Origin of the sequence: Nitrososphaera sp. (assembly GCF_037447015.1) — an archaeon.
Lineage (GTDB): Archaea > Thermoproteota > Nitrososphaeria > Nitrososphaerales > Nitrososphaeraceae > Nitrososphaera.
Window position 1 is genome coordinate 133,380 of the sequence record NZ_JBBIHK010000001.1, and the last position, 21,532, is coordinate 154,911.

The following is a 21,532-nucleotide window of genomic DNA, read 5'->3' on the forward strand; positions in this document are numbered from 1 at the left end:
TCTTTCTTGCTGGGGCGCATGCGGTAGCACATGCCGGAGATTTGGCTCAGGTACGGCACGACCGACGTGGTGCTCGACATCAGGTTTGAGAACCTGGCAGGCCACGTCTCGCCGGCAGCGGCTGCTGCAGGTTTTGCGCCAATGCCGGAGGAGCAGATAAAGGCGGCCCTCGACTCGGTGCCTGTCACGGACAACATGCTCATCCTTGCGCTTTCACCGTCAAAGGCCGCCGCGCGCGCAGTCGGCGCAATCGCAGGCGCGGCCAGGGCAAAGGGATTTGCAGTCACGGTGGACGTGCCAGCCAGGTTTGCCAGCTCGCTCAGGGCGCAGCTGACGCCGCAGCAGCATGAAGAGGGAGGAGAGGCAGGACGGCAGCAACAACAACAACAGCAGCAGGCGGCAGCGGCAACGGTATCGGTGAACCGCATAGACTACCAGCAGCAGTCGTCGTTTCCGGACAGGCTCTCAAAATTCCAGAGCGTGGTAACAGTATCCCAGGTGGCGTACGACCCCCTGTTTGGGTTTGCCGGCGCACCCACGGCGCTTGTGCGCGCCCTCTATCCAGGCAGGATGGCAGAGGCGTTTGCCGCCCGCAGCGGAAACATGCCGGCGCCCGGCGTCCAGGGGGAGCCGCTCAAGGTGGCGCTTGCGACGGCAGCGGATAGTCTGGATGGAGCGGAGGCGGCCGAAGCAGCAGGGAGGCCGGCTGTGACTTCAATAGAGATGGTCGCAAGCAGCGCCGGGATTGCCGGCGTGCATGTCGGCGGCTCTGTCGGCGAGTCGTTTTCAAAGGCTGTCGACCAGCTAAGGTCGATCTCGGCAATAGACTGCGAGCGCACGAGGTCTCTGATAGTCAGCGCGTCAGGCGAGCCGGGCGTCCACTCGACGCTTGCCGGCGCCCTCAACTCGCTCTGGAACTGCGTGCACGCGGCCAGAGAGGGCGGGACTGCGGTGCTCCTGGCGGAATGTCGCGAAGGGCTTGGCGGCGGCGCGCTGCAGGCGTTTGTGGAAGGCAGGCTCAGGCCCGAGCAGTTGATGCTCCCACCACCATCACCATCATCATCATCATCGTCCTACGTCGAAGGGCTTGAACACCTGGTGTACATGCACGAGCTGAAGCAGAGGTACGAGCTTGGCCTTGTGTCGAGCCTGCCCAACTACTATGCAACAAAGCTTGGCTTTACAACCTACACAGGGGTCAAGGACGCGCACGAAAAGCTTCTCGCCAGGCACGGCAGGGGCCACAAGGGCCTGGTGGTGTCCGACGCCGATGTGGTGGCGCTCAGAACGGCAGCCTGAACACGTCGGCAGGCAGCGGCGCGCACAGCACGGCAAGCGCCATGGCCACCCAGAACAGCGCCCTGCGCTTTTTCGAAAGCGGCGTCACGTCGTCAAGCGGCGTGCTCTCCGGCGCCCTCGACGCGATAAAGAGCACGAGGATGGCCATGACGTAGTACTGCAGCCCTATCAGGACGCCTATGCTGCTGTACGTCAGTATCCTGTGCCACCTGACGCCAAGGGTCGAGCGCACGATGTGGCCGCCGTCCAGCTGCGCCGCCGGCATCAGGTTGAGGAACGTGACGAAAAAGCCCACCCACGCGGCAAAGAGCACGGGCGACATGACAAGCACGGCGTCGCCGCCTCCTGCCTCGCCGTTGCCGGTGAGCTCTAGCGTGGCCATCATCAGTATGCTGCTGCGCACCTCGACCAGCTGGAAATTGTTGATGAGGTCGGCCGCCTGGTCGGCAGGTATCAGCACCGATATCGACGAGCCGTAGATAGAGACCACTATGGTGACTATGAGGCCGGCTATCGGGCCGGAAATGCCCACGTCAAAGAGCACGTTGCGGTTGGTCATGTTGCTGCGGGTGAGTATCATGGCCCCAAACGTTGGTATGAAAAGGCCGGGGATGCCGGGGATAAAGTAGGGCCACGATGCGCGGATACCGTGCCGCCTGTTTGCTATCATGTGGCCCATCTCGTGCACGCCCAGTATGCCAACAAGCGACATGGTATAGACTGCGGCCAGCAGGACGGGGTCGCTTACAAACGCCCGGGCAAAGTCCGACTCTGCCCTGAACATGCCGTCTACAAAGACGACTGCGATGGTGGCAATGAACAGTATCGCCGGCAGCGGCAGGAGGTACCTGTTCTTTGGCCTGCCGGCTGCCACGATCTTTGACACGGTTATCACCACCCCGTCGTCCACCGTGAGGTTGGCAGAGGCAAGCGTCGGCATGAGCCTCGACGAGTAGCGGGCCTTCTTGGCAGTGGCTATCATGCCCATCTTGCGCAGCTCCGCCAGGAGCTTTTCAAACTTGCCCGACACCTCCTTTTCGGCTATCAGGAACCGGACGGCGTCGCCGCTAGGGTGCCTCTGCATGTCAAGCACGGTGAAAAGCGAAGACACGACCGGCACAACCCGGGAATAGTCGCCGTTGAGGTAGAGCGCCGTCACTCCGTGAATAATTGACAGCAATCGAATTAAAAGCTTGTTCCAAATTCCTCTTTCAGGAACGCAGATTGACGACTTTCTCGAAAGGGAGGAGGCTTCAAAGGAGCCCAAGCCGTACACGATTGAGGTGTTCACGAAGGAGGGCATATAGATGTCGAGGCCGCAAGGCAGTACATCATGGACAGGACGGGCATGGCTCCCGCGATATTTGACAACGGAACCCACTACGTGACGAATCAGAAGCTTAGCCCGGAAACGCTCAAAGAGATATTATCATACTCGGATGACGTCGTCGAGATCAAAGGCAGCTAGTGCGGCGGGTACGGCATGAAGGGCGCCCATTACGGGAGAAAGAGGCACTAACTAACTGGCGGCACCGCTAGCACTTTCTTTTTCCCGTTTCTTTTGTTTTATCCGGGGCGCATACACATTGTTGTTGCTGCCATAGCGGCCGTGCCGGTAATCCGAGCAAGCACGCCGCCGGCGTCTGTAAGGTTAAATAATGACGTTTCCAATTTATTGCCAGTTTGCAGACTGCGCTGCGTAAAGTGGGCGACTATGTCATACGCCGGTGCGAAGAAAAGGACATCCCGGCTGTTATAGACATCAACATGGCGGCGCTTCCGGAACATTACTCTGACTATTTCTTTGAGTCGATACTGCACGAGCTGCCAGAGGCGTTCATAGTGGCCGAGCTGGACGGCAAAATAGTCGGCTACATCATGTGCAAGCTCGAGTTTGGCTTTTCAAACTTCCGCAAGCTGGGCTTTGTGAAAAAGGGCCACGTCGTGTCTGTGGCGGTGCTTGAGGAACACAGGGGCAAGGGGCTCGGCAAGGCCCTGATGCTCGAAGGCATCAACGGCGTGCTGCAGAGAAAGGCCGACGAGATATACCTTGAGGTCAGGGCCAGCAACACCGGCGCCATCAGGATGTACGAGAAGCTGAGATTCGACACGAAATCGCGCCTGCGCTCGTACTACCGCGACGGCGAGGACGCGTTTTTGATGGCGCTAGAGCTCAGCTGATTTTTTCTTTTTCACAGTCAATCTATAAAGCCGTTTGCCACGTGGGCTATGGCCTCTATCACCCTGGCCTCGTGCGCCTTTTTGTTGATGAGCACCACCACGCTTGCGTTCTCGTAGGACGAGACGACTTCGGACACCCGCCGGAGGAGCGAGAAGGCGCGCTCAAAACCAAGCGTGTATATCAGCTCGGTCGCGCTGTCCAGCAGAACCACGGCAGACGGGTTGTCGCTGACAATGTCCTCTATCGCCTGCGCCAGCTTGGCCTCGTCGGCGGCGGGCACAACGCGCTGCGGCTCGCCCTTTCTCTTGGAATCCTGCTCCTGTGCAAACACCCATACCAGCGCCCTGCCTGGCGCCCTGTGGTAGATGTTGCTCCCCTTCCTTGTGAGGACGGTGAGGTTCGGGCTTGCAAACAGGCTGTCAAGCGCCTTTGCAGCGGCAGGCGACGGCCGGCTGTTGCTGCCCGCGTTTATCATGACCAGCTTGCCCTTGAGCTCTGGCAGTTCTTGCTGCTGCCGCCCCTCGCCTGCCTCCCCGCTGTCCATCACCTGCTCTTCGATGAATGCCCGGGTGTGGCGGGCCTGCCTGTTCCTCTGCTGCTGCGCAGACTGGGCGTCTGCCGCCGCCCTTGCCTTGGCGCCTATCACCACGTCGTCGCCACTGCCGTCCTCGTCTGGCTGGAGCACTGCAGACTCGGCCTCCGGCCTTGAAGGTGCGCGGTCGCGGTAATCCCCCTCCTCTGCCATCTGGCTCTTTACCACGTTCACAAGCGAGTCTGCGCCGCCGCCGATGAGGTCGCGCAGCGTCGTCTCCACGAGGTCGAGCTTGCTCATCCTCACTAGGTCGCCAAGCACCACCCTCTTTGAGACGAGTATGGCCGCTGCGGTGGCGCACGCGGCAGATATAGCCGAGGCCAGCCCGCCGTAAAAGAAGGCCGACTGCATCACCGCCTGCGACTGCGCCTTTGCCGCGTCGCCTATCTTGCCGTTGAGCTCTATCAGCGCGTCGTACGACTCGACGAGCCTGTCCGTGAGCACGATCAGCTGACCGGCTGCCGCCGACGCCTGCTGCGCAAAGGCGGGGCTTGACGAGAGTATCGCAAGGTCGTCCACCTTGGCCGAGTAGTCCTTCCACTGCTGCGCTATCTTGCTGACAAGGATGGTCTCTTCAGAGGCCAGTGCAGATATGTTGAAGCTACCCGCCGGCTGCCGCTGCTCCTGCTGCGCAAAGGCGCCTGGCGCCGAGAAGCGGCCTGGCAGGTCCCCTATCTTTTTGTAGCCTCCTGCCGCCACCGTGTTCTCCTCCGACAGGGCGCCCTTTACCTGCTGCTGCATGTGCGAGATGGCAGACGACTTGGACGCAGAGTCCTGCGCGGCCGTGTACTGGACAAGGTCGGCCCTTATGCTCAGCAGGCCGGCCCTGTCCGCCTGTAGCATATTTGCGTTGGACACAAAGCCGTCGTAGACGTTAGAGATCTGCCCCTTGAACTCGATCACGGCCACCGTGAACACGACAGATAGCGCGGCTATGGGTATGACCGCAATCAGTATGAAAAACAGGATCAGCCTGTTTTTAAAGTCCAAGGCAACTTTTGTTGGATGCTGCTTCTATGTAAATTTTGTTAGAATTTCTAGTGTAAGCTATTTTTATGATTTTTCGCTGTTTCTGGCTAATCAACGTGAGGGAGCGCAGGTGGCTTTAAAAGCGCCCCTCCCGTGTAGGAACAGCGCATATGGTCTTCAAGTACATTGACATCCTGGGCGAGTCGACCAAGAGCTTCGAGGACGCGGTCCAGAACGCGATAGCCGAGACGGCGATGACTGTCAAGGACATACGCACCGCCGAGGTGGTCAAGATGAACGTCATCGTGAGCAACGACAAGATAGTCGAGTACCAGGCAGTCATGAGGGTCGCCTTCAAGGTCAGGAGAAAGGAAGGCTAGCCGCCAACTACTGCAACCGAAGCGTCAGAAAGAACGAGCGGGAGGGGAATATTGATAAGATGCCGGCGCTTGCCGGATGCCCATGGATGTCAAGCGGAAGGGCAACAGGGGAGCTGGCGCGGCCCTTCTTGTTACCGCGGTGGTAGCATTTTTCATCTATGCTTATGTCATGTTTGGGACCCAGTACAGCATGGTTGTCATGCAGGCGACGATGGTCGCGGCCGTGGGGATACTGCTTGCAGTCCTTGGCTGGATAGGCTACACCATGCTCACGGCGCCCAGGCAGGAAGAGCAGGCGCCTTCTTGACCGCCGCCACATGCACGTCGGCGACTATCTGGTAGATTCGAGGGCCGACCTCCCTTACCACCGTCACCGCGTTTACGCCGTGGTCGTATTTGCGGAACGCGTCGTGCGCGTCCTGCTCGCCGGACGCCCTGGCCTCCTTCTTGCCGTCGGCCTTGACGTGCGCAAAATAGTGCACCGTGCCCCCTGTTTCTTTCAGTGCGAGCACGGCAGGCTCGATAAACTCTTTTGCCCGCTCTGGCAGGGGCATAAGCACCCTGTCGGCAACGCCGCCAAGCTGGCCTGCGATCACCGCAGACGCGTCGCCGCATATGGGCACCACGCGGTCCTGCACCTTGTTCAGCCGGGCGTTTTCGATGCACAGCTTGTTTGCCACAGGGTTTGAATCGATGCTGTAGACCCGGGCCGTCCTGACCTTTTTTGCTATTATGATTGAATAGGTGCCCACGCCGGCAAACATGTTCACCACCACGTCGCCTTCCTGCGTCAGGTCTGCTATCCTCTGCCTCTCGGTAGAGAGCCGGGGCGAGAAATACGCCCTTGCCACGTCCACCTTGAACCGGCAGCCGTGCTCCCTGTATTCCGTGACCGTCCTGTTCTCGCCTGCCAGGTGCTCAAGGTCGCGCACCCGAAAATCGCCCCTCACCGCCGACGCCTGCGCAAACACCGCCCTGGCGGTCTTGACGTTTGCAAGTATCGCCTCTGCGATCAGCTTTTTCTTGTCCGCAAGGCCGTCGGGCACCTTGATTATGACGATGTCGCCCACCTGGTCAAACGCAGAATAGAGCTGCGCGGCCTCTTCCGGAGCAAGGACGCCGGCAAGCACCGTCTTGAGCATGTGTGGCATATCTTTCGCCTACTGCTTCACATAGTAATAGTTGCCCGAGTCCTTTTGCTCCCTGTCGAGCCGGCCGCCTTCCTTGTTGACCCTGGGCCTGCCGGTGGTCTCGTCGCGGCGGTATGTTATCGAAAGCGCCTTCAAAAAGCGGTTCATGCCATCCTCCTTGCGCATTGGAGCAGTCGCGGTGCCTGCCACGCCCGGCTCGCCCTCAAATATCACGAGCGTGTCCGAAACGAGATCGATGAGCTGCAGGTCGTGGTCGATGATTATGGCCGACTTGCCCTGCGCCCTGACGAACCGCTGCAGGAACTTGGCGACTGCTATCCTGTCCTCGGCGTCCAGAAACGCCGACGGCTCGTCCAGCGCGTAAATGTCGGCCTGGCGCAAGAGCGACGCGGCGACTGCGACCTTTTGCAGCTCGCCCCCCGACAGGTTGCGCACGCCCTTTTCGTACAGCTTTTTGACGCCAAGCGGTATCAAAATCTGCTCCTCTGCCGGCGACATCTCTACCGGCGCCTGGTACGCCGTGTAGAGCAGGGAGCGCACGTCGCCGTCGTATTCCTGGTTCAGGTACTGCGGCTTGTAGGATATTTTTGCGCCGATGTCTATCGTGCCGGCGTCCGGCTTGTCCACCCCTGCCAGCATGCGCATAAAGGTGGTCTTGCCAAGCGCGTTTGCGCCCACGATGCCAACGACTTCGCCCTTGCGTATCTTGCCCGACGCGACCTGCAGCTTGAACGAGGGGAACGCCTTCTGGAGGTCTGAGTAGCTTGCGACTGCGACCTCCTGCACCATGCTGTCTTCGGACGTGGAAATGTCAAAGCGGAACGCCTTTTCGCGGAACCTGACGTTCTCGGCAGGCAAAAAGCCTTCGAGGAAGTTGTTTATGCCGACCTTGGTGCTCTGGAGCGACGAGACGATGCCGTACGCGCCCGGCTCGCCGTACAGTATATGGATATAGTCGGACAAATAGTCGAGGAGCGTCATGTCGTGCTCGACCACCATCACGCTCTTGCCCTCGGCGGCAAGGTCGCGCATCACTTTTGCAACTTCAAGGCGCTGGTACACGTCGTTGTAAGACGATGGCTCGTCAAAGAAATAGTACTCGGCGTCCTTGGCAGCCGCGACTGCGACTGCAAGGCGCTGGAGCTCGCCCCCAGAGAGCGTGGCAAGGTCGCGGTCAAGTATGCTCTGCAGCCTAAGCTGGACCACAAGCTTGTCTGCCACCCTGCGCTCGTCGTACTTTGCCAGCAACTCTTTGGGAGTACCCTTGAACGCCTTTGGTATAAGATAAACTAGCTGCGGCTTGATGGACGCCCGCATCTGGCCCGTCGCTATCTTTTCGAAATGCTGCTTCAGCTCGGTGCCCTGAAAGTGCTTGAGCACTGCGTCCCACGACGGGTCTTCAGAGTCGTATTTTCCAAGGTTGGGCTTGAGCGTGCCCGACAGCACGTTGACGATGGTGGACTTGCCCATGCCGTTGCGCCCGACGAGGCCGACCACCGCTCCCTTTTTGGGCGTGGGCAGGCGGTAAAAGCGAAAAGAGTTGACGCCGTACTGGTGTATCTTGTCCTCGGTCAGCTCCTTTGCCAGGTTGACGATCACGATGGCGTCGAACGGGCACTTTTTGATGCATATTCCGCAGCCCGTGCACAGGTCTTCTGATATGAGCGCCTTGTTGTCCTCCGGCCTCTGCACTATACACTGGCCACCCGTCTTGTTCACCGGGCAGTAGATGATGCACTCCAGGTTGCACTTTTTGGGCTGGCACAGCTCATAGTCCATCACAGCGACGCGGTGCGTGGACGACGGATCGTCGTTATTGCCCATGTTCTTGTTGCAGGTAAACTGCGGCACAAATGCGTTATATAGATTTGCAGATTTCGGCCGGCAGAAGCAAAAAAGCCGGAAAAGGCAGAGAAAAAGAGCGGGGCGGGAGAAGAAACCCCGCCAGTCGGTCAGCCGGTCGGTCGGTCAGTACGTCCTGCTCCAGTACGGCGTGATGGCGGCCTGCGTGGGCTTTTCCTTCTTGATAAACTCCATCGTCTCCCTCATCACCTGCGCCGACCACTCGGCAAACTCTTTTTCTCCAAGCGGCAGAGGGTCTGGAGCCCGCACAAAGCTGATGCCTTCCTGCGCCAGGGCGCTTGCGACCATGTTAAAGCCGCTCCCGCTGCCGGTGGCAGGCACCAGGACGACCCTGGTTGCGCCGGTCTGCGCCATCATGGCCTTTACCTTTGCCACCGCGCCCTGCACCGCGGCAGGCGACAGGCCCGGCCAGTCCTCCCTTGCAGTGACTCCGACTGAATCTGCAAACTTTAGCTTTTTCTCGACAAACGCCGCCGCGTTTGAAAGCTCTTGCTGCTGGGTAAGGTCGTTTGCGTTGGATCTTGCGCCGTGGCCGACGAGGACGAGCAGTTCGGTCTTGGGGTTCTCGCTGACTGCCTTGGCCTGCTTGACAAAGATGTTCCTCAGCGTCGGGTGGTCGGGCCGGGCAGGCTCGGCAAACACCAGCACGGTCTGGCCGTTTGTCGGCTCGGGCCTCGTCACCTGGCCCATGTACATGCATGCCCCGCCGCCCATCGGCACGCCAGGGCAATAGTTGTACTGCGATATGCCGCCGAAAATGCCCCTTGTGATATTGTGTATGACAGTCGAGTTGGGGCCAAACATGTCGGTGTACATAAAGACAGCGTACCTGGCGTCCCTGTCAAGCGACAGCAGCCCCCGGTCCCAGTTGTACGGCATGTGGAATATTACTTCTGCAGGGGTCTTGAACTGCTTTTCAATCGTCCTTTCCATCGCCACCATCCTGTCCATTTCAGGCGTGCCGTGCTCGTTGTGCATGTTGCCGTGCGTGTAGAGCAGGACGCCGGTGTCGTTCTTGGGCTCTTTTGACTTGGCGGCCTGGTCAAACACGCGGACAAGGCAGGTATTGCCATCCGTCTCTGCAAACTCGGCAGTCATCACCTTTGAAACAGAGGTTGCGCCCGTCCCTGAAAGGGTGACGCGGTTTGTGGCAAGCACGGCGTCGCCTTCCGGCGTTATGGAGACGATGCAGCCGTTGCTGCCGTCAAGCTCTACTCTGTGCGAATGCCATTCAAAGTCGTCGTGCTCCTCTCCCGGCGTGTCGTTTCCGGCGTGGGAGGTCGCCGCATAGAGCCCTGCGTCCGTGACAAACGCGTATGCAAACACCTGCCCGGGCTCGTGCGGCACCTGTTCCCCTGCCATCCCCTTGACGGTGAGATAGGGATTGCCGCTCTTGTCCATCCCAAAGCTCTTTATCTTGAAGCTCTTGTCGCTTTCTCTTTCTTCGTCTTCCTGCGCGTACGCAGAGGAGAGGGGCATTGTCGCTACCGATGCCAAAAGCGCGGCGGCAAGCATGATGCCGGCAAAAAGAAAAGTCTGGCTGGCACCATGACCGTCATCGTTGCTACTGCTACTGTTTCTCATAACCTCGAAAAGTTTGCCCTGACCGTATTTATTCAGGCGAGCCATTTCTCTTGCCCTGTTCTCATTGCAGACAATGAGCACGGCGTGGCATGGCAGTGTCGGCACAAGGTTAAATTAACCCCTCTGCGGAAAAGAGGGTAAGCCGGTCATAGCGGCAGGGTGCGACCCGGTCCCATTCCGAACCCGGAAGTCAAACCTGCCGTCGCTGCTGTGTTACTGATCTGCGTGAGCGGTCGGGAAGCAGCAGTGCTGGCATCATCTTTTCTCCATTCTTAAACGCCCATCTCTTCGCCGAAATGCACCTGCTTTAGCAGCTTGCGCGCGTGCGCCCCGATCCTGTCCACCATGCCAAATATCGAGGCGATGCCGGCTGGGTCCCACGCCCCGGTTTCTATCACGCAGCAATAGTTGCCCGCCCTGACCCTCATCCTCTTTAACTCCTCCTTCATGATGTTGCTGGCAAGCTCCTGCGACAGCTCCGGATCTGCTGCAAGCAGGTTTGAAAGCACGCCGCCGCTCCAGCCAAGGTCTGCCGGCCTGCCGTTCTGCAGCCGATAGTAGGGGGCTGTGTCCACCAGGTTGTGGGCGTTGCTGTCGTTGTCAGCAAGCGAGTCGTTTTCAACCAGGAAATAGACATTGAAGAACGGCCCCATCCTCACCACCTCCTCGATGCCGATGTAGCTGATGTTGCCGCGCTCCATGGTGACAAAGCCGTCGCGGTTTTTCAGCCACCGCTCATAGTAGGGCTGCCTGTCCGGCCTGACGTCTGATGCCATGTCGCCTTCCCGGCAAGGATACCCAAGCTCGGCAAGCGCGTCGACGAGTTTGTCAAGCTGGAACACGGGCATGGCCTTTGTCACGCTACTATGGGGATGATTGAGACGCAGGCTGTTGTTGTTGCTGTTGCTGTTGTGGCTTTTCCTCTTCCATCAGCAATTTCACAAGGGTGCGTATGCCAAAGCCGGTAGCGCCCTTGGGGTTGTAGCTCCTCTCGTACGTGCCGTCCTGCGTCCATGCGGTGCCGGCAATGTCCATGTGCACCCATGGCACGTTTGTGACAAAATTTGACAGGAACGCCGCGGCCGTGATGGCGCCTCCCGGCCTTCCGCCTACGTTTTTGATGTCTGCAAACGGGCTCTTGATCTGCTCGTGGAACTCGTCGTACAGCGGCAGGTCCCACATGCGCTCGCCCGCCTTCTCGGCCATCCTGCGCACCCGGTCGGTCAGCTGCTTGTTGTTGCCGATGAGCGCCGCCACGTTGGCTCCAAGCGCGATTATAGCAGCGCCTGTCAGCGTCGCCATGTCGATGACTGCTTTTGGGTTGTACGTGGCTATGCCGTATGCCAGCGCGTCTGCAAGTATCATCCTGCCCTCTGCGTCCGTGTTCAACACTTCCACCGTCTTGCCGTTGTACATCCTGACGATGTCGCCGGGGCGGTAGGAGGTGCTCGACGGCATGTTCTCGACTGAAGGCACGATGCCCACCACGTTGACTGCCAGCTTCATCGAGGCTACAGCACGCAGTATCGCAAGCACGTCGCACCCGCCGCACTTGTCAAACTTCATCTCGTCCATCTTGTCGCCCGGCTTGAGCGATATGCCGCCCGTGTCGAACGTGACTGCCTTGCCCACAAGCAGGTATGGCCTTGCGTCGGCGGCAGCGGCGCCGGTGTATTCCAGTATTATCAGTTTCGGCGGGTTGTTGCTCCCCTTGCCGACTGCAACGATGCCTCCCATGCCCATGTTCTCAAGCTCGTAGCGGTCAATTACTCGCGCTTTCATGCCGTACTCGGCAGCAAGCGACAGCGCCACGCTTGCAAGGTGCGCCGGCGGGCAGTCGTTTGGCGGCAGGTTGCCAAGGTCGCGGGCAAAGTTGACGGCCTCTGCGACGTGGCTGGCCCTCTCGGCTATCATCTGGAACCGGGGCGAGTCCGAGTTTATCAGGACTGTCACCTCCTCCACCCTCTGCGTTTCCTTGTCCTGCGCCTTGTACCTGTCAAACGAGTAGAGCGCAAGGGCGATGCCCTCGGTCATAGCCTCGATCAGCCCCTCGTCGAGGTTTGAAAACTGGAGGATGGAAAACTCGCGGGTGCCAAGCTCCTTTGCCTTTTGCGCGGCCTTGCCGGCGCATATGCGGGCCATCTCGTCTGTGAATTTCTCGCGCTTGCCAAGGCCCAGCGCCAGGATCTTTTGCATTGGGCCCTTGCCCAGAGTGTAGACAAGGATGCTTGAGCCAAAAGTGCCCCGGAAATCCTTGTTGTCGATGGCCGCCTTTATGTACATGAGGACGGACGGATCGAGCTCTTTTGACTGCGAAAAGTCCTGCTCGTTTTCAAAGACGCCTATTACCAGAAGCGAGGTCTGCTTCTGGTCGATTTTCGCCTTCTCTACCTTGATCTGGGCCATGCGGTAAAAGGCTGCCGCATTGTTATTTTAATTCATCTCTTGTTGTTTCAGGGAGCACGGTAGACGTAGCTGTTCTTTTCTCCTTCCCTTGCCAGATGGCCATCCCTTACCAGCTTTAACAGTGCGTCGCCGAGCCTGTTGTTCTTTATGGTGTAACCCATCGTCGACAGGGCGGACTGGATCTCGGCAAAATTCTTGCTGCTGCCGCTGAAAAAGTCCTTTGACTTTAGCTCAAGTATCTTTTCATACGCTATAACGCGCTCGCCCTTGCCGCCTGCCGGCTTTTTCTTTTGTTGTTGCCTCTGCTCGGCAGGGCCGTTGCCAGGCTGCAAAAACGAAGGCAGTTCAGCTTGGATTGGCAACTGCTTTAGGATTATTGGCTCTTGGAGGCTTGCCTGGACTGGCTGCGACTGGCCCACCTTTATCGCGGCCTCGACCACTTCTCCCAGGCTCGAATTGTCGGATGCTACGGCTATTTCCAGCAGCTGTGTTTTTACGCGTACGCTTATCATAGCTCGTTTAAGCTTAGGCATAGCTATAAAGCTTTTGTTGCTGTAACAAAGCATTAATAGCCGTGCCTTCATACCCTCACTGTGTCCATAATAATAGGCGTAGGACAGCACAGCATGGCCATACAGAATGGAGAAGTCGAGATAGCCAATTTCCGGCAGTATCGCATTTATCAGGAGGGCAACAGGACGCCTATAACCGGCTTTGACGACCTGCCAAAGAACCTGAAGCTTGTGTTGTCAAACGGCGTTGTCGAGATAATAATAACCCCAAGTGACGGCTCTGCCGCGGCGGCGGTTGACGACTCTACTATGCTAAAGAATTATGTCCCAGAAGGGTACGAGCTGGTCGATACGCGCGAAGCGTCAAAGGTGATCAAGGGCGTCAGGGGCAAATACTATTACTATTACAACAAAAACGACGGCAAGTACCTTGCGCTCGTGACACGCGGCTCGGGAAGGCCCGGCAGGATCTCGCTTGGAAGCTTGCAGGACCACTCTTCGACGCTGTACCAGGTGCTCGACAAGCTCCCACGGGACAGGCCATTTCACAAGGCGGAACTGAACAGCCTATTGCCAGCCAAGATAGTAGAGAATCGCCAGCCGATCAAGGCGGCGCTTGACATGCTGGAAAGGGAGGGATTTGTCAAAAAGACTGGCAACAGAGTCGGCATCTCTGAGGAGTATGTGCGCAGCGACAAGGCGGCTCCGCTGGTGGGACTCGACAAGCACGTGACGCTTGACGATCACATCACATCCTGAAAGCAAACGCGCTATCATTCTGGAACCAGCATTGACAGGTCTGCTCGAGCCGAAAAAACTGAAATAGCATATGGCGTATTACATTATGTATGACGATAATAAGCGTCAGGATCTCGGAGAAGGACAAGAGCGCACTGCGCAAGCACGGCAGAATCTCGTCCGTCATAAAGGAGGCCATTGCGATGTACCTCGACTCCCAGCAGTCAAAGAAAACAATCAAGAGGCTGAAGGAGCTTCAAAAAACAGATAGCGCAAGCACGACGGCATCGGAAGACGTTTCCCTCATCAGGCAGGACAGAGGCAGGCAGTAGATAGGCGTTGTTTGTCGCAGACAGCAGCTACCTCGTAGAGGGGCTGCTCAGAGATGCCTCCTTGCTCGAAAGAGAGGCAATGGTTGCCCCGGACATTGCCCTCTACGAGGTAGTGAACGCCGTCTGGAAGCATGAAGTCGTCCTGAAGGACATGAAGGACGGCAGGCAGTACATCGAGCTGCTGCTCGAGCTTGCATCCACAAACGCGATCAGGTTTGTAAAGCCGGACGCGCAGATCGCAAGGAAAGCCTACGAGCTTGCCTGCAAGAAAAGATGCACCTTTTACGACGCCGCTTTTGTGGCGCTTGCCCAGGAGCTTGGAATCGAGCTAAAGACGTTTGATGATGAGCAGCGCAGGATCGCTCCCTAGCATAGAGTCAATCGCGTGCAAAAGTAAACGACGCGCCGTGCGAGAGCATTGTGGCTAGGCGCCTGAAAACGTTGGTGGGCGTGTAGCACGACATCGAGGTGCCGTCGTACGCGCACGCCGGCGCAAACGTGTCATTGTTTTTGTCCCTGCCGCCCCTGAACCAGCCTACGGCTATCTCCTTGGCTACGCGGGGCAGGCCGGACCGTGCGCCAAACGCGCCGCTCCTGTTTATGAGCCAGAACATGCGTGTGGGGTCGTAGCCCTGCGGAAAGACTGTTGCTTTGGCCTCTTTTGCCTCCTGCGAGTAATAGTGGCCGGCAGTCCTTATCCAGCCCCGGGAGAGCGCGCTGGCCAGCCTGGCAAACTTGGTGCATGAATAGCACTTGTCGTCGTATATCAAGAGCGGCCTGGCAAAGAGCGAGGCTGACAACTTCAGCTGTACTCTTGCATTCCGGCCCTTTTAAGCATGGTGCCACGAGTTCTAAGACAGCCTCCTCCCCTCTTCTAATCTCCACAACTACTCTCTGGCTTTGTCAAACCAAGCGCCAGACGTGCTTGCAGAGCTATCTTTTTATTTTCCTCGGAGCCTGCTTTTGCTGCCGTGGATTTACCCGCTGGTGACAATTATGGGCTTTAACATGCGTTATCTCGAGCTCAAGAGGAAGGTGCGCGACGTGCGCATGTGGGCCATTCAGGGCATCGCCGAGGCAGGCTCCGGCCACCCCGGCGCCTCCTTTTCGGCCGCCGAGATAATGGGCACGCTCTACTTCAGAAAGATGCGCCACGACCCTGCCAACCCGGCCTGGCAGGAGCGCGACTATTTCATAAACTCCAAGGCGCACTCGGCGCCCGGCTTTTACTCGACGCTTGCCGTTGCAGGCTATTTCCCCCCCGAGGAGCTGAAGACGCTCCGCAAGCTGGGATCGCGCCTGCAGGGCCACCCCGTGAGGCATTCCGAGCACCAAAAAGACCACAGCGTTCCCGGCGTCGAATATTCGGGAGGCTCTGAGGGAATCGGGCTTTCAGTCGGCGTGGGAATCGCGCTTGCAAACAGGCTTGACAGCAAGAAAAGCCGCGTCTATGTGCTGATAGGCGACGGCGAGTCAAACGAGGGCCAGATATGGGAGGCATCGATGGCCGCTGCAAAATTCAAGCTCGACAACATTGTCGCCATCCTTGACAGGAACCGCATCCAGCAGGACGGCTTTACCGAGGACATCATGCCCCTCGACCCTACCAAGGGCAAGTGGGAGGCGTTCAACTGGCAGGTGTTTGAAGTGGACGGCCACCGCGTCGAGCAGCTGATAGACGCGCTCAACAGGGCGGCGCAGATAAAGGACAAACCCGTCATGATAGTGGCAAACACGGTCAAGGGCAACGGGGTGCGCCACATGGCAAACAACCCGCAGTGGCACGGCAAGGCGCCGCCGAAAAAGCACACGCCAATAATACTTGAAGAGCTCGAGAGCGAGGTCCTGATAGCGCCCTCGATAATCGCAGGCGAGAAGGAGAATTACGAGCAAAAGATCAAGAAGGCCGAGCGGGAGGGCGTCGAGATGATCCACCTCGACGTTATGGACGGCAAGTTCGTGCCAAACACCACGTTCTTTGCAGACACGATAAAAAAGCTGAGGCCCGTCACATCGTTGCCGTTCGACGCGCACCTGATGATCGAAAAGCCGCTAGACCACATACAGGAATACATCGACGCAAGGTGCGACATCATCACCGTCCATGCAGAGGCTTGCAGCGAGGACGAGTTTGTCAGGATGCAGGAAAAGTGCCTCGCGGCCGGCATAAGCCCCGGGATTGCGATAAACCCCAGGACAGAGGTGCCAGAGTGGCTCTACCCGCACGTCGCAGACCTGGACGTCATAATAGTGATGTCTGTAAACCCTGGCTTTGCAGGGCAGAAATTCATGCCGGAGGTTCTGCCCAAGATGGTCGCAGTCAACAAGAAGCTCCGCGAGCACGGCTTTAAGGGCTACATAGAGGCGGACGGCGGCATAGACGCCACCACGCTCCAGCAGGTGTACGACGCAGGGGCAAGGATATTCGTGGCAGGGAGCGCGGTGTACGGCAACGCCGACATACACGGCGCGATAATACAGCTTCGCCACAAGGCGGCAGTTGCGCTTGAGGGCAAGTTGCTGGACCACGCCACGCGCCTTGGGATCAAGGCAGACTGGATGAAGGCCCGCAAGAACATACTGATACCGTATGCTTCCGAACTGAAAATAGAGGAGGAGCTAAATGCTGTCAAGTAGCAAGAGCACGGGCGAGAAAAAGATGATAGACATGAGGGGCGCGTACGGCGACGCCCTCGTGGAGCTTGGCAAGTCCGACCCGAGAATAGTGTGCGTCGGGGGCGACACCACGGACTCGCTCAAGACAAAGAAATTTGGAGACAAGTACCCCGAGCGCATGTTCAACGTCGGCATCGCCGAGGCAAACCTGGTCTCCATCGCGGCGGGGCTTGCCATCGCCGGCAAGATAGCGTTTGCAAGCACGTATGCGGCGTTTGTGCCCGGCAGGGCGGTAGACCAGATACGCAACGCCATATGCTACCCGAACCTGAGCGTCAAGCTCGTCGTCTCGCACGGCGGCCTCACCGTCGGCCCCGACGGCGCGTCGCACCAGCAGATAGAGGACATCAGCACGACGAGGGCGATGCCCAACATGCGCGTCATAGTGCCGGCAGACGCGGTGCAGGTGAAGCATTTGATAAAGGCGATGGTAGACACGCCCGGCCCGTTCTACATGCGCCTTGCAAGACCGACGACAGAGATAATCTACCCTGAATCCACGCCGGCGTCTGATTTCAAGATAGGGAGGGGCAACGTGCTTGTCGCAGACGGCTCTGACGCCACGATAATAGCGTGCGGCCTGATGGTCGGAAAGGCGTTAGAGGCTGCAGACATGCTGAAAAAGGAAAAGGGCATCTCGGCAAGGGTGGTCGACATGTTCACGATAAAGCCTATTGACACAGAGCTTGTGGCAAAATGCGCCAAGGAGACTGGTGCAATAGCGACTGCCGAGGAGCATAACATCATCGGCGGCCTGGGCGCGGCGGTCTCTGAAGCCGTCGGCGAGACATACCCGGTCCCGGTAAGGCGCGTGGGCGTGCGCGACACGTTTGGCGAGTCGGCCCGCGATGAAGAAGTAGACGCGCTACTGGAGCAGTACGGCCTGACCGCAACAGAAATAGCAAGGGCGGTAGTTGAAGCTAGGAGCAGGGCTAGGAAATAACAATGAAGATCTTTCTCGACACGGCCAACCTCGACTCGATAAAAAAATACAACGACATGGGGCTGGTGGACGGCGTTACCACCAACCCCACCCTCCTGTCAAAGGAGAAAGGCAATCCGGCCGAGATAATGCACGAGATAGTGCGCATTGTGCACGGGCCGGTGAGCCTGGAGGTGGTGGGCACCACCTACGACACCATGATCGAAGAAGCGCACAGGCTGAAAAAATACGGCAGGAACGTCGTCGTCAAGGTGCCTATGGTGGCAGACGGCCTCAGGGCCGTGAAAAAGCTGAAGGAGGAGGGGATAGAGACGAACGTAACGCTCGTCTTTTCGGCAAACCAGGCGGTGCTTGCTGCCAAGGCCGGCGCCTCGTACGTGAGCCCGTTCATAGGCAGGCTGGACGACGCAGGGCAGGACGGCATGACGCTCATCAAAGAGATAGTGCAGATTTTTAGCAATTACAGGTTCGACACGAACGTGCTGGTGGCAAGCGTCAGGCACCCGATGCACGTGGTGGAGGCCGGCAAGATAGGCGCCCACGTGGTCACGCTGCCGCCAGACATCCTGGGCAAGATGATGGCGCACCCGCTGACAGACAAGGGCCTTTCGACATTCCTGGCAGACTGGGAAAAGGTAAAGAAGGAAAACCCGGGCCTGTCGTTCTAGGAACGCAGGAGCCCTATCACTTTTTTGGGCATGTCCTGCAGCCTGCTGACTGCAAGCGCCCGCTCGTAGTTCAGGTATTTCAGGTTGTGTCCAATGCCTACTGCGTCGTTGAGGTTTCGCCCCACCCCTATTGCGACCATCTTGACGCCGGCCTTCCTGTACGACAGCACCATGGCCCTCACGGCGTCAAAGTCGGAAGGCTCGCCGTCTGTCAGCGTTACAAAGATGTCGGGCCGGAACGACTTTAGCGCCGGCTGCAGGAGCGCGTACACCTCTGCAAGCGGAGTCCCGCCGACTGCCTTTATCTGCGCCAGCCTGCGGGCGCACACGAGCGACCACTTTACATTTGGGGGCTTGACCACCCACGCCTTGACCTGGCGGTTCTCTGTCGAAAACGCGTAAACTGCAAACTTGACTCCAAGGTAGCTGAGGGCCTCGCAGAGCGCGACCGTGGCCTGCTTGTATTCCAGCTCGACGTCCGCTATGCTGCTTGAATGGTCCAGCAGCAATACCACCTTGGTCTTGATAGACAGTTTCACGTCGGTCAGGAACGGCTTTGGGAGCGACTCGGCAAACACCTCGGCGTCCAGCTCGTCGCCCGTGTCGTCGTGCCTCTCGGTCCAGCCGGTCTTCCACGCCCTGAACGCTGCTTTTACCTTCTGTATCAGGTCCAGATCATAGAGGCGCGTCTCGTCCACGTCCATCCTGTCTGGCACGCTCAGGCCGAAATTCTCGAGGCTGTCATAGCCTTTGTTCTCTGTCTTTTTGCTCTCCTTGACCAGCGCCTCGAACTCTTTGAGCACGTCGGTCCCGTCATAGATCTCCTTTGCTTTTTCCTCCGCGTCCTTCTCCTTTTTCCTGGTGCGCACTATTTTCTCTATCTGCTTGAGGACGTCGCTCTGCTGCGTGAGCGAGGCGCCCATCCGGGTCTTTGGGGCAAGAATGGGTATCGAGACGAGCGGATCCAGCTCCAGCATTTTTATCAGTTTGGGGACGTGCTGCTCCAGCCAGCCGGTGCCGTGGCCGCCGGCTATCGCCTCGTTTACAATTTCGGTGGCGTATTCGGCAGCCCTTTGCACCCTGTCAAGCTCGCCGCCGAAAAGCTCGCCCTTTACATACCCGGTGAGGAAATACTGCGAAAACGCCTCTGCAACTTTGTACCTTCCATATATGGTGTTGAGGAGCTGGCGCGACTGCCACGATATGCCCTCGTTAAAGATGAGCTCGCCTTCCATCCCCTCCCAGTCACGCAGCCCCAGGATCTCGATCCGCTTGGTCTCAAGCGTGTTGAGGATAAAGCCGAACGCGTGTTCGTTTGAGAGCACCTTGCTAGAGTGGCGCATCCGCATCGACTCGTACCACAGGGCGACGCGCCACTGCCTGTATCTCTGAAAGTCGGTGCCTACGTAATACGAAAGTGCAGGGAGCGATATCTGGCTCTTGTCCGGCTTGGTCGCCGGCGCCTTGTCGGCAGTTATTGCCACGGCAGTCCTGTCGTTTCCGGACCACCTGCGGGCAAGGAACGTGGCTATGTCGAGCAGGACGTCGTTGCGCATTATCGCGGTTTTGGCTGGAATTGTTGACGTTGGTGGTGGCGCCTTGATCACCTGCCGCTGCCGCCAAAGATCGAAGTTATCATGTCCATGACCTTCTGGTACTCGACCTGGCCCCACTGGTCATAGGCGTTTGCATATACCACTTCCGCGGCATGCCTTGGCGCAAGGCCGGCGGCAAGCATCTTGGCAAATGCTATCGTCTCCCTCAGCGAAGGGCTGTAGTACAGCTCTTCTACTGCCGCGGCGTCGCGGAGGCTCTTTGCAAGCTGGATTGCGTGCTTGACGTCGCGCGTGTGGGCGTCGTCCAGCTTGACGTGGCGCTTGACTATCTCCAGCTCCAGCTCTTCTGGCGGGTAGTCGAGCCTCATGCGAACCGGGAACCTGCTGAGCAGCTGGGGCGGCAACTCCTTTGTTCCTACGTGCGAGAGCGGGTTTATGGTAGCTATCACGAACCAGTCCGGCGCCGCCTTGACCACCTGGCCTTCGGCCTCCTTGAGCACCAGCTGGCGCCTGTCGTCAAGCGCCTCGTCGAGCCGCAGGAGCACGTCGGCCTCTGCAGCGTTCAGCTCGTCCAGATAGAGCATGGTGCCGTTCCTCATCGACTTGACCAGCACGCCTTCGACAAAGCTTATCTGGCCCTTTTCGATGGTGCGCGTGCCTACGAGGTGCGACTCGCGGGTGCGCAGCGAAAAGTTGACCGAATGGAGCTCCTTTTGCATCTGGGACGCAAACCTGCGCACCAGGGTCGTCTTGCCCGTCCCCTTGGGCCCTATTATGAGCACGAAAAGCCCCGACCGGTATGCCTTTTCCAGCACGTCGAGGGCGTTGTTCCAGTCAAGGTAGTTGACGACCTCTTCTCCTCCTTCCTGTTGCCGCTGGCCGCCAAGTTCTGTTGCCGCCACCATCTCTGTATCTCTTTACAATATAGCCGCGGAATGGTATTTGAGCGTTTAAGACCGCCGGCACTAGATATGGGAGGGGGAGGGAAAAGACGCATGTTTTATTGCTTTTATTACCGGGCCGCCAAGCGTTATTTGCCGTCATTGTGCTGTCGGCAGCAGTGGTGGCGGGGCGGCGCATGCATGAGCGACAATAGCAATAATAATAGCAGCAGTAGTAGTAGCACTGGCCAGCTCAGGCAGGACCACGTCACGGTCCGCAGGATACGCGACATTGCGCAGAGGTGCTCTGACAGGCTGTACGCCGGCGCCCACGTGCCGCTTGAGGACATCAAGATAATCTCGGTCGTGATAGAGGAGTTTGTGGACGCGTTCCACCACGGCAAGGAGGAGAAAGCCTATTTCCCGGCAAACGAGTACAAGAGCGCGCAGCATGCAGAAGAGATCCGCAAGTTCCTGATAGAGCACGAGTTTAGCAGGCGAGTGGCAAGGATGATGCTGCGCAGCCTGGAAGATTGGAAGAAGAGTAGAGCGGGAGGAGGAGAGGACGGCAGGGAGCCGGTCGCCCGCTTTCTAAAGACGTATGCCATCTATGTCACAGACCACACGACCAAGGAGGAGAGGTTTTTCGACATGGCTGAAAAAGAGATCGGGGCAGGCGAGGACGCCGAGCTCCTGAGGCACTACGAGCGGTGCAGGAGGGACGTAGGGGGCGACGCAAGGATACAGGAGCTGTTCAGGCTCATAGAATACCTCGAAGAGAGGGACTGGATGCAGTAGCA

The 21,532-nt window shown here is 58.3% G+C and carries 23 protein-coding genes and 1 rRNA gene; 13 read left to right on the forward strand and 11 right to left on the reverse strand.

All coding sequences use genetic code 11. The features are described 5' to 3' along the window. Positions 1-30: 30 nt before the first annotated feature. Positions 31-1,299, forward strand: coding sequence for a hypothetical protein (locus WKI84_RS00770; protein ID WP_337861602.1), 1,269 nt, complete (start codon positions 31-33; stop codon positions 1,297-1,299). Here the strand turns inward: WKI84_RS00770 and WKI84_RS00775 are convergent. After that, on the reverse strand, positions 1,283-2,458 hold the full coding sequence (locus tag WKI84_RS00775) for a site-2 protease family protein (RefSeq protein ID WP_337861603.1): 1,176 nt from the start codon (positions 2,456-2,458) through the stop codon (positions 1,283-1,285). The two genes, WKI84_RS00770 and WKI84_RS00775, sit on opposite strands and share 17 nt — an antisense overlap. A gap of 174 nt (positions 2,459-2,632) precedes the next feature. Here WKI84_RS00775 and WKI84_RS00780 point away from each other — a divergent pair, with 174 nt between their 5' ends. Then, complete coding sequence (locus tag WKI84_RS00780; protein WP_337861604.1) at positions 2,633-2,767, forward strand: hypothetical protein; 135 nt, start codon at positions 2,633-2,635, stop codon at positions 2,765-2,767. A gap of 215 nt (positions 2,768-2,982) precedes the next feature. Continuing rightward, positions 2,983-3,480 carry a ribosomal protein S18-alanine N-acetyltransferase gene (gene rimI, locus WKI84_RS00785; protein WP_337861605.1) on the forward strand — a complete coding sequence of 166 codons (498 nt, stop codon included), beginning with the start codon at positions 2,983-2,985 and terminating at the stop codon, positions 3,478-3,480. Between the two features lie 17 nt (positions 3,481-3,497). Here rimI and WKI84_RS00790 read toward each other — a convergent pair whose 3' ends face one another. Beyond that, positions 3,498-5,063, reverse strand: a complete 1,566-nt coding sequence (locus tag WKI84_RS00790) for a hypothetical protein (protein WP_337861606.1) — start codon at positions 5,061-5,063, stop codon at positions 3,498-3,500. A gap of 149 nt (positions 5,064-5,212) precedes the next feature. Between WKI84_RS00790 and WKI84_RS00795 the strand changes: the two genes are divergently transcribed. Continuing rightward, positions 5,213-5,422 (forward strand): dodecin family protein, encoded by a 210-nt coding sequence (locus WKI84_RS00795; protein WP_337861607.1) that lies wholly within the window; start codon positions 5,213-5,215, stop codon positions 5,420-5,422. Positions 5,423-5,504: 82 nt separating this feature from the next. Beyond that, positions 5,505-5,729 (forward strand): hypothetical protein, encoded by a 225-nt coding sequence (locus WKI84_RS00800; RefSeq protein ID WP_337861608.1) that lies wholly within the window; start codon positions 5,505-5,507, stop codon positions 5,727-5,729. Here WKI84_RS00800 and WKI84_RS00805 read toward each other — a convergent pair. The 3 genes from WKI84_RS00805 to WKI84_RS00815 form a co-directional block, all read right to left on the reverse strand. Continuing rightward, complete coding sequence (locus WKI84_RS00805) at positions 5,692-6,573, reverse strand: class I SAM-dependent methyltransferase family protein (protein ID WP_337861609.1); 882 nt, start codon at positions 6,571-6,573, stop codon at positions 5,692-5,694. The two genes, WKI84_RS00800 and WKI84_RS00805, sit on opposite strands and share 38 nt — an antisense overlap. 9 nt (positions 6,574-6,582) lie before the next feature. Continuing rightward, positions 6,583-8,424, reverse strand: coding sequence for a ribosome biogenesis/translation initiation ATPase RLI (locus WKI84_RS00810; protein WP_337861610.1), 1,842 nt, complete (start codon positions 8,422-8,424; stop codon positions 6,583-6,585). A 117-nt stretch (positions 8,425-8,541) separates the two neighbouring features. Then, a complete protein-coding gene (locus WKI84_RS00815; protein WP_337861611.1) occupies positions 8,542-10,020 on the reverse strand; it encodes a hypothetical protein in 1,479 nt (492 codons plus the stop codon). Positions 10,021-10,158: 138 nt separating this feature from the next. Here WKI84_RS00815 and rrf point away from each other — a divergent pair. Further along, positions 10,159-10,278: ribosomal RNA gene (gene rrf / locus WKI84_RS00820) — 5S ribosomal RNA — on the forward strand. Between the two features lie 14 nt (positions 10,279-10,292). On the opposite strand, the gene WKI84_RS00825 is transcribed toward rrf, so the two are convergent. Genes WKI84_RS00825 through WKI84_RS00835 form a run of 3 tightly spaced genes read right to left on the reverse strand, consistent with a single transcriptional unit; the run spans position 10,293 to position 12,938 of the window. Then, positions 10,293-10,880 (reverse strand): hypothetical protein, encoded by a 588-nt coding sequence (locus WKI84_RS00825; RefSeq protein ID WP_337861612.1) that lies wholly within the window; start codon positions 10,878-10,880, stop codon positions 10,293-10,295. 4 nt (positions 10,881-10,884) lie between these two features. Further along, positions 10,885-12,426, reverse strand: a complete 1,542-nt coding sequence (locus WKI84_RS00830; protein WP_337861613.1) for a leucyl aminopeptidase — start codon at positions 12,424-12,426, stop codon at positions 10,885-10,887. A 47-nt stretch (positions 12,427-12,473) separates the two neighbouring features. Further along, the gene (locus WKI84_RS00835; protein ID WP_337861614.1) at positions 12,474-12,938 is read right to left on the reverse strand and encodes a hypothetical protein; all 465 of its coding nucleotides are present in this window, start codon (positions 12,936-12,938) and stop codon (positions 12,474-12,476) included. A gap of 114 nt (positions 12,939-13,052) precedes the next feature. On the opposite strand from WKI84_RS00835, the gene WKI84_RS00840 reads away from it, so the two are divergent. The 3 genes from WKI84_RS00840 to WKI84_RS00850 all read left to right on the forward strand — a co-directional run bounded on the left by WKI84_RS00840 (position 13,053) and on the right by WKI84_RS00850 (position 14,378). Further along, positions 13,053-13,697 carry a hypothetical protein gene (locus WKI84_RS00840; RefSeq protein WP_337861615.1) on the forward strand — a complete coding sequence of 215 codons (645 nt, stop codon included), beginning with the start codon at positions 13,053-13,055 and terminating at the stop codon, positions 13,695-13,697. Positions 13,698-13,786: 89 nt separating this feature from the next. Then, complete coding sequence (locus tag WKI84_RS00845; RefSeq protein WP_337861616.1) at positions 13,787-14,008, forward strand: hypothetical protein; 222 nt, start codon at positions 13,787-13,789, stop codon at positions 14,006-14,008. A 7-nt stretch (positions 14,009-14,015) separates the two neighbouring features. Continuing rightward, complete coding sequence (locus WKI84_RS00850; protein WP_337861617.1) at positions 14,016-14,378, forward strand: type II toxin-antitoxin system VapC family toxin; 363 nt, start codon at positions 14,016-14,018, stop codon at positions 14,376-14,378. 7 nt (positions 14,379-14,385) lie between these two features. On the opposite strand, the gene WKI84_RS00855 is transcribed toward WKI84_RS00850, so the two are convergent. Next, positions 14,386-14,808, reverse strand: coding sequence for a hypothetical protein (locus WKI84_RS00855; protein ID WP_337861618.1), 423 nt, complete (start codon positions 14,806-14,808; stop codon positions 14,386-14,388). A gap of 163 nt (positions 14,809-14,971) precedes the next feature. Here WKI84_RS00855 and WKI84_RS00860 point away from each other — a divergent pair, with 163 nt between their 5' ends. Genes WKI84_RS00860 through fsa form a run of 3 tightly spaced genes read left to right on the forward strand, consistent with a single transcriptional unit; the run spans position 14,972 to position 18,295 of the window. Next, on the forward strand, positions 14,972-16,645 hold the full coding sequence (locus tag WKI84_RS00860) for a ribulose-phosphate 3-epimerase (RefSeq protein WP_337861619.1): 1,674 nt from the start codon (positions 14,972-14,974) through the stop codon (positions 16,643-16,645). Then, positions 16,632-17,627: a transketolase family protein gene (locus tag WKI84_RS00865; RefSeq protein WP_337861620.1), complete on the forward strand. Its 996-nt coding sequence runs from the start codon at positions 16,632-16,634 to the stop codon at positions 17,625-17,627. Before WKI84_RS00860 ends, WKI84_RS00865 begins: the two co-directional genes overlap by 14 nt. Before the next feature lie 2 nt (positions 17,628-17,629). Then, a complete protein-coding gene (fsa, locus tag WKI84_RS00870; protein WP_337861621.1) occupies positions 17,630-18,295 on the forward strand; it encodes a fructose-6-phosphate aldolase in 666 nt (221 codons plus the stop codon). Here fsa and WKI84_RS00875 read toward each other — a convergent pair. Next, positions 18,292-19,851 (reverse strand): vWA domain-containing protein, encoded by a 1,560-nt coding sequence (locus WKI84_RS00875; RefSeq protein WP_337861622.1) that lies wholly within the window; start codon positions 19,849-19,851, stop codon positions 18,292-18,294. The two genes, fsa and WKI84_RS00875, sit on opposite strands and share 4 nt — an antisense overlap. 47 nt (positions 19,852-19,898) lie before the next feature. After that, positions 19,899-20,756 carry a MoxR family ATPase gene (locus tag WKI84_RS00880; protein ID WP_337861623.1) on the reverse strand — a complete coding sequence of 286 codons (858 nt, stop codon included), beginning with the start codon at positions 20,754-20,756 and terminating at the stop codon, positions 19,899-19,901. Between the two features lie 177 nt (positions 20,757-20,933). Here WKI84_RS00880 and WKI84_RS00885 point away from each other — a divergent pair, with 177 nt between their 5' ends. Continuing rightward, positions 20,934-21,530, forward strand: a complete 597-nt coding sequence (locus tag WKI84_RS00885) for a hemerythrin domain-containing protein (protein ID WP_337861624.1) — start codon at positions 20,934-20,936, stop codon at positions 21,528-21,530. The last annotated feature ends 2 nt before the right edge of the window (positions 21,531-21,532 follow it).